This window comes from Acidovorax sp. (assembly GCF_046339755.1).
Taxonomy (GTDB): domain Bacteria; phylum Pseudomonadota; class Gammaproteobacteria; order Burkholderiales; family Burkholderiaceae_C; genus Acidovorax.
Genome location: NZ_JBKDTZ010000219.1, coordinates 1 through 6,314, shown reverse-complemented (window position 1 = coordinate 6,314; position 6,314 = coordinate 1). Strand labels below are relative to the sequence as shown.

The 6,314-nt window shown below is 69.3% G+C and carries 7 protein-coding genes and 1 pseudogene; 3 read left to right on the top strand and 5 right to left on the bottom strand.

Features of this window, described 5'->3' with window-relative positions; all coding sequences use genetic code 11:
• Nucleotides 1–24: 24 nt before the first annotated feature.
• The 4 genes from ACK59X_RS18455 to ACK59X_RS18440 all read right to left on the bottom strand — a co-directional run bounded on the left by ACK59X_RS18455 (nucleotide 25) and on the right by ACK59X_RS18440 (nucleotide 2,735).
• Nucleotides 25–939, bottom strand: a complete 915-nt coding sequence (locus ACK59X_RS18455) for a hypothetical protein (RefSeq protein ID WP_409959536.1) — start codon at nucleotides 937–939, stop codon at nucleotides 25–27.
• Nucleotides 940–1,086: 147 nt separating this feature from the next.
• Nucleotides 1,087–1,230 (bottom strand): hypothetical protein, encoded by a 144-nt coding sequence (locus ACK59X_RS18450; RefSeq protein ID WP_409959534.1) that lies wholly within the window; start codon nucleotides 1,228–1,230, stop codon nucleotides 1,087–1,089.
• Nucleotides 1,231–1,459: 229 nt separating this feature from the next.
• Nucleotides 1,460–1,786 (bottom strand): cupin domain-containing protein, encoded by a 327-nt coding sequence (locus ACK59X_RS18445; RefSeq protein ID WP_409959532.1) that lies wholly within the window; start codon nucleotides 1,784–1,786, stop codon nucleotides 1,460–1,462.
• 46 nt (nucleotides 1,787–1,832) lie between these two features.
• Nucleotides 1,833–2,735 (bottom strand): helix-turn-helix transcriptional regulator, encoded by a 903-nt coding sequence (locus ACK59X_RS18440; protein ID WP_409959530.1) that lies wholly within the window; start codon nucleotides 2,733–2,735, stop codon nucleotides 1,833–1,835.
• A gap of 129 nt (nucleotides 2,736–2,864) precedes the next feature.
• Here ACK59X_RS18440 and ACK59X_RS18435 point away from each other — a divergent pair, with 129 nt between their 5' ends.
• The 3 genes from ACK59X_RS18435 (at nucleotide 2,865) to ACK59X_RS18425 (ending at nucleotide 5,216) form a co-directional block, all read left to right on the top strand.
• On the top strand, nucleotides 2,865–3,752 hold the full coding sequence (locus tag ACK59X_RS18435; RefSeq protein ID WP_409959528.1) for an SDR family oxidoreductase: 888 nt from the start codon (nucleotides 2,865–2,867) through the stop codon (nucleotides 3,750–3,752).
• 89 nt (nucleotides 3,753–3,841) lie between these two features.
• Nucleotides 3,842–4,648, top strand: coding sequence for an alpha/beta hydrolase (locus ACK59X_RS18430; RefSeq protein ID WP_409959526.1), 807 nt, complete (start codon nucleotides 3,842–3,844; stop codon nucleotides 4,646–4,648).
• Nucleotides 4,649–4,655: 7 nt separating this feature from the next.
• Nucleotides 4,656–5,216, top strand: coding sequence for a GNAT family N-acetyltransferase (locus ACK59X_RS18425; RefSeq protein WP_409959524.1), 561 nt, complete (start codon nucleotides 4,656–4,658; stop codon nucleotides 5,214–5,216).
• Here the strand turns inward: ACK59X_RS18425 and ACK59X_RS18420 are convergent.
• Nucleotides 5,143–5,952 (bottom strand): annotated as a pseudogene (locus ACK59X_RS18420) (efflux transporter outer membrane subunit); the annotation flags it as partial. The gene ACK59X_RS18425 and the pseudogene ACK59X_RS18420 overlap by 74 nt on opposite strands.
• Between the last annotated feature and the right edge of the window lie 362 nt (nucleotides 5,953–6,314).

Sequence of the window (6,314 nt, the reverse complement as noted above, 5' to 3'; positions counted from 1 at the left end):
TTCCTGCGAGGCGGACGTCCTTTCTCAGCACTGATGCCGCTTCGTCGTCTCCGTCAGCTGTGTCTGTGTGAAGCCCCAGAGGTGCGCCCCTTGGGAGCCGGCTCGGTCGCCCCGCAGCAGGTCGTGCCGCACGGCGGACAGCCGCGCCTCGCGCGCATAGGCGGCCGGCGTGGTCTGGCGAAAACGGCGAAAGCCGTCGAACAGCGCACGCACGCTCACACCGGCATGGCGGGCGATCTGCCCCGTGGTCAGTGGGTGGCGCAGGTGCGCGTGGATGAACTCCTCGGCCCGGCGCACGTGGCGCGGCGCAATGGCACGCGTTGGCCGCGCCAGCGCCTCACGGAAGTTGTGCGGCTGGGCCATCAGCAGCGTGGACAGCGCCATGCGCTCCATGGCCTCGATCGCGGGCGCCGGAAAATCCACGAGGGTGCTGCGCTGCATCACGTCGAGTGCTGCGGCCACCGGCTCCCAGGCGGCCCAGGCGGGCGATCCGCGGGCCATGGTGGGATCGAACTGCAGCCCGCATTCGGGCCGGTGGCCCAGCGCCTCTTCGAGGTGGGCCAGCAGGCGCGGCATGGCGATGCGCAGCACCAGCATCTCCAGCTCGGCGCTGCAGTAGACCTGGCCCACGCGCTGCACGTCGATCAGCGCGTAGTGGTCCGGGTCCATGGGCGTGTTGCTGCGCGGGTACGACACCCGGCCCGCGCCCCTGCGCGGCATCTGCAGCAGCAGCACGTCGGCCCGTTCCTCGGGCTGCACCATGGCCTGCGCGCCATAGGCCAGCGCACTCAGCGAGACATCGGGCGTGAGCGAGCGGATCGAGAACTGCAGGCGCATCTCGTGCCCCCGGGGCACGGTCACGCGGTGGCGCGACCACTCGCGATTGAGGATCTGCGCGCCCTCCGCCAAGGAACTGCTCTGGTAGGTGCGATGCTGCATGGCCACTCCCGCGGTGCCGGAGGCAGGCACGGCGCCCGCCCTGGTGATCGAAGGCATTCTAGGCAGCACCAGGCATCTGCGCAGCCGGCATGCGGTGTCCAAGGCCGGTTTTCGGCAACTCTGCGCGGTGCGCGCCCTGCACCGTTCTCAGCGCTCGATCACATCGTTGCTGTTGCCATGGCGCGTGACCGGTACCTTCGAGCCTTCGGGCACGTACACGGTATTGCCGCTGCCGTCGAGCTCGATGCGCTCGGGCGCAATGCCCCGGCCATCGTCCTGCACCTGCAGCACCAGTTGCGCACCGTGCGCAGGTCTGCGAACGCTTCTACCGCATCCCTGGCACCGGCCCGGGCCTGGCCATCGTGCACCGCGTGGTCCAGCGCATGGGCGGCACCCTGGGCTTGGCGAAGGACTGGGCGGGCGCGGCGTCGGCCTGCGCTGCCTGCTGCCGCGCTACGCCGGGCCTTCCGCGATGGGGCGGGAAGATCCACGCTGAGCGTGGCCCAAGGTTCCAGCCCCCTCAACAATCCCCCGCGTTGCGCCGCGCCACCCAATACGTCGCCCCCTGCACCCCATACCGCTCCGCATGCGGCTCGTTGCGGTACAGCGCGAAGGTATCGCCGGGCACAAGGTGGCGCTCCTGCCCTGCGCAGGTGAGCCACATCTCGCCCTGCACCACGATGGCGCTCACGCCGAAGTCGTGGCGGTGCTCGGGGACCACCGCACCGGGCGCCCATTCGCGCACCAGCACCTCATCGAAGCCATCGGCCAGTGATCGGGCCTCGAACTGCTCGAAGCTGAGCTGCATGGCTGGCAAGGTGGAGGGAGTGGGTGGGGTGTCGCTCATCGGGCTATCTCCTGCGGGTGTCCGGGGCTGGCTGGATGAAAGAATTCTAGGCAGGCGCGGTCCGGCGGACGCGTGGCCGCTGCGGTGCCGTGGCGGTAGCCGCAGCCACCGCCTTGTCGCCGTCCCCTGCTGCGATCAGTGCCTTCACCCGCGCCAGGTCGCGCGGCGTGGCGGGGGTGTAGACCACCATGCCCAGGTCGGTACGGCCATCGACGGCGAAGGCCGAATACTCCAGGTCGATGCGGCCGGCCACGGGGTGCACCACATGCTTGGGGTGCTCGCCGTAGCTGCTCCGCACATCGTTGCCGCGCCACAGCGCGCGGAATTCGGGGTCGAGTTCGCACAATTCGTCCACCATGGGCTGCACGCGCGCGGCGGCACCGGCCCGCGCCACGTCGGCACGGAAGGCGCCGACGATGAAGCGCGAGTCGCGCTCCCAGTTGGGCATCTTGCGGCGCAGCGAGGTGCTGCCGAAGACCACGCGCAGGATGTTGCGCTGCCCGGGTGGCAGCGCGCCGTAGTCGGTCAGCACGTGGGTGGATGCGTGGTTCCAGGCGACCACGTCCCAGCTCGAGGTCTTCACGTACGCAGGGCTGGTCTCCAGCGAATCGAGCACACGCTGCAGCCGGGGGGTCACGCCCTCGGTGTCCTGAAAGCGCACCTCGGGCGGGCGGCCCCGGGCCCTCAGGTAGCTGCATTCCCGCTGGGCATCGGGGAGCATCAGCGCAGGGGCGCAGCGCGCCAGCACCTCGGCCGCGGGCGCGCCGCCCCGGCCCTGTTCCAGCCACGTGTACCAGGTGGCACTCACATGGGCGCGCTGCGCGACTTCTTCACGGCGCAGGCCGGGAGTGCGCCGGCGCGCAAGCGGAAAGCCCAGCGCTGCGGGGTCGAGCCGGGTGCGGCGGTCGCGCAGGTAGTCGCCCAGCGCGTTGTCCTTGGTGTCTGGCATGAGAGGCGGCTTTCTTCCTGTTATCGCTTATACCCGTATAAGAACACTACTTTACCCGGATAAGGCCGGTGGCGACACTGCCCTCCTTTCAGAACATGTTTACGTTCTTACACAGAAGAGGACACCACCATGCGAGTATTCGTAACCGGCGCGACCGGCTTTGTCGGCACGGCCGTGGTCAACGAGCTGATCGATGCCGGCCACAGCGTCCTGGGCCTGGCCCGCACGGACGAAGGCGCCGAGCGGCTGGCCGCCGTGGGCGCCGAAGCGCACCGCGGCTCCCTCGACGACCTCACCAGCCTGCGCCGTGGCATCGCCCATGCCGACGGCGTGATCCACACAGCCTTCAACCACGACTTTTCCACCTATGCCGCCAACTGCGAAGCCGACCGGCAGGTCATCGCCGCCATGGGCGCGGAGCTGGCGGGCAGCGACAGGCCCTTGCTCGTCACCACCGGCATGACGCTGCTGGGCAACCAGGGCGGCGTGGGCACCGAGGAAGACGCGCCCGTGCCCAGCAGCGCGGGCGTGCCGCGCAGCGCCTCGGAAGAGGCCGCAGCCGCGCTGGCGCAGCAGGGCGTGCATGCCTGCGTGGTGCGCCTGCCGCAGGTGCACGACCCGTTCAAGCAGGGACTCATCACCTACCTGATCGCGCTGGCGCGCGAAAAGGGCACGGTGGCCTATATGGACGAAGGCGCCAACCGCTGGCCCGCCGTGCATGTGCTCGATGCCGCCTGCCTGTACCGGCTGGTGCTGGAGCAAGGCGTGCGTGGCGCGCGTTACCACGCGGTGGGCGAGCAGGGGGTGGCCTTGAAGGCGATTGCCGAGTCCATCGGCCGCGGACTGGACCTGCCCGTGGTGTCGGTGCCGGCCGCCAGCGCACAGCAGCATTTCGGCTGGCTGGCCCGCTTTGCAGGCATGGACAGCCCGGCCTCCAGCGCGCTCACGCAGCAGCGGCTGGGTTGGCGGCCGGTGGAGGCCACGCTGATCGCGGACCTCGACCGCGCTCAGTTCTAAAACTCCGGCATTCATTCAGGCAACCCTCCCTACAATGGCCCAACAGGAGGAGTTGACGAATGCCAGGAAGAACGCGCACACCCGTCCCCATGGACCGCCGCACCGCGCTGCTCGCGCTGGGCGCGGCCACCGCCCTTGCCGCCTGCGGCGGCGGCGGATCGTCCAGCGAGCCCCCGCCCGAGCCGGTCGGGCAGGTCTTCAGCTCCACAATCAAGTCGGAGTCGAACGGCGCCACGTACGCCATCCAGGTATACGTGCCCCAGTCGTACGCCACGGGCACCGCGGCGCTGCCGGTCATCTACGCGACCGAGGGGGACGCGCTGTACGGCTCGGGCACCACGCCCACGCGCTTCGACACCTTCAAGCAAGCCATGCAGACCCGGGGAACCCAGGCCATTCTGGTCGGCATCGGCGGCACGGTCACGCGTGGCACGGACTTCCTGCTGCCCGGCGCTACGCGCTACCTGAACTTCATCGCCAAGGAGCTCGCGCCGGTGATCGAACGCCAGTACCGCACCGACCCCAAGCGCCGGGCGCTCTCGGGCCTGTCGCATGGCGGCTACTTCGTGATAGCGGCCCTGGTGCTTGAAGGCCAGGCCGGTGCGCTGAGCTTCTCGCACTACCTCTCGACCGAAGCCAGCTACGGCGGCCATGGCAGCACGGCGGCCTTGCTTGCCTACGAAAGGCAGCTCGACGGCAAACCCCTGCCCGCCACCCTGTTCCTGACCGGCGCGGGCACGGGCGCCAACAACGTAGGTATCATCAAGCCCCTGTACGAGCAGATGCGCGCGCAGAACAATCCAGGATTCACCCTGGTGAATGCAGACTACAACGCCAGCCACGTGGGCGCCGACCTGCCTGCTTTCGAGGATGCGCTCAAGCGCTTCTTTCCGTGATGGCGGCATGACCGTGCAACGCCTGCCCACCGGCGTGCGGATCGCCCTGGCAGGGGAAGCGAGCATTGCGCTGACCGACCTGCTCTGCGAGCTGAACGCCTACTATGCCGATGAAGGCATCGCCACCGCACCGCGCGAGGCAGTGCACGCCCACCTGCGCGACCATCTGCTGGCACCTGGCGCACCGTCGCGGCTGGTGGTGGCCAGCGATGCGGCAGGAACCGCGCTGGGCCTGGCCGCCATCGTGCTGCTCGATTCGCTGGTGGATCCGGCGCCCGGGCACCGCAGGCAGTGCATGGTCAAGGAACTGTTCGTGAGCGAAAGGTCGCGGGGCCAGGGCATCGGCCGGGCCTTGATGGCCTGGGTGGCAGGCTACGCAGCCGTCCAGGGCTGCGGCCGCATGGACTGGAACGTGATGGACTCCAACGCCCAGGGCATCGCCTTCTACGAAGGCCTGGGTGCCCGACGGGTCTCCAGCCGCCTGAGCTACCGGCTCAACCGCGAGGCGATGGAGCGCCTGGCTGTCCCCCAGGCGCCGCTGGCGACCAACCCCCACGCAGCGCCCTGAACAGCCCGGCCAGCGCGATCTGCCGCTGGGTGCTGGTCTCTATGTACGGCAGTTGGCTGGCATAGGCCGAGCGCTGTGCCTCCAGGTAGTGCAGGTGGCTGTCCACCCCGCCGCGGTAGCGCGCCTCGGCCAAGCGCAGGGCTTCTTCGCTGCTGCGCACCAGCGCCTGGCGCGCGGCCTCTTCGCGCCGCAGTGTGTCGTTGGCGGCCAGCGCGTCGGCCACTTCGCGGAAGGCGGTCTGGATGGTTCCCTCGTAGCGCGCCACGGCGGCATTCCTGCGCACCTCGGCCAGTTCCAGCCCGGCGCGGTTGCGCCCGCCGTCGAAGATCGGCAACGTGAGCTGTGGTGCAAAAGACCAGGCGCCCTGCCCTGCGCGGAACAGGTTCGACAGTTCATTGCTGGAGCTGCCCACCAGCCTCGTGAGCGTGATGCGCGGAAAGAACGCCGCCCGCGCCGCACCGATGTCGGCATGGCGTGCGCGCAACTGGTGCTCGGCGGCCACGATGTCGGGCCGGCGGGCCAGCGGGTCCGAGGGCGCACCCGCAGCGATGTCCTGCACCAGCACGGGCGCAGCCTGCGCTGCCGAAGACAGGCCCAGGTCGACCGAGGCGCTGCCCGCCAGCAGGCGCAAGGCATTGGCGGCCTGCTGCAGCTCGCGCTGGTTGCGTTCCAGCTCGGCACGCGCCTGCTCGGCCAGGCCCAGCGCCTCCTGGTGGTCCAGCGCCGTGGCGGCCCCGCCTGCTGAACCCAAGCTCCACCTGAGGCGCTGCGTTCAAATCTGTTCATCTGCGCGAGCACCGGGCAGCGTTTCGCGGCATGACTCCGTGTGGTTGCTTCTGTTCTTTGTTGGAGTGCGGGAGCGGGGATGTGCGCCCGGGCTGTTCAGTGCTTGTTTGGCTGCATGCCTTTGTTGAAGGCGGAGGCCGGGTCTCGGCCCGGCGGCCGAGGTACCTTTCTTTGCGTCGCTGTATGGACCGGACACATGGTTGACGGGTGTGCGAACACATGGTGGACGGATTTTGCCGCACAGCTCAGTCCTGCTTCAGGTCTATCTCGCGCAGCTTGTGGTGCATGAAGTACACCCCATAGCAGCCATCC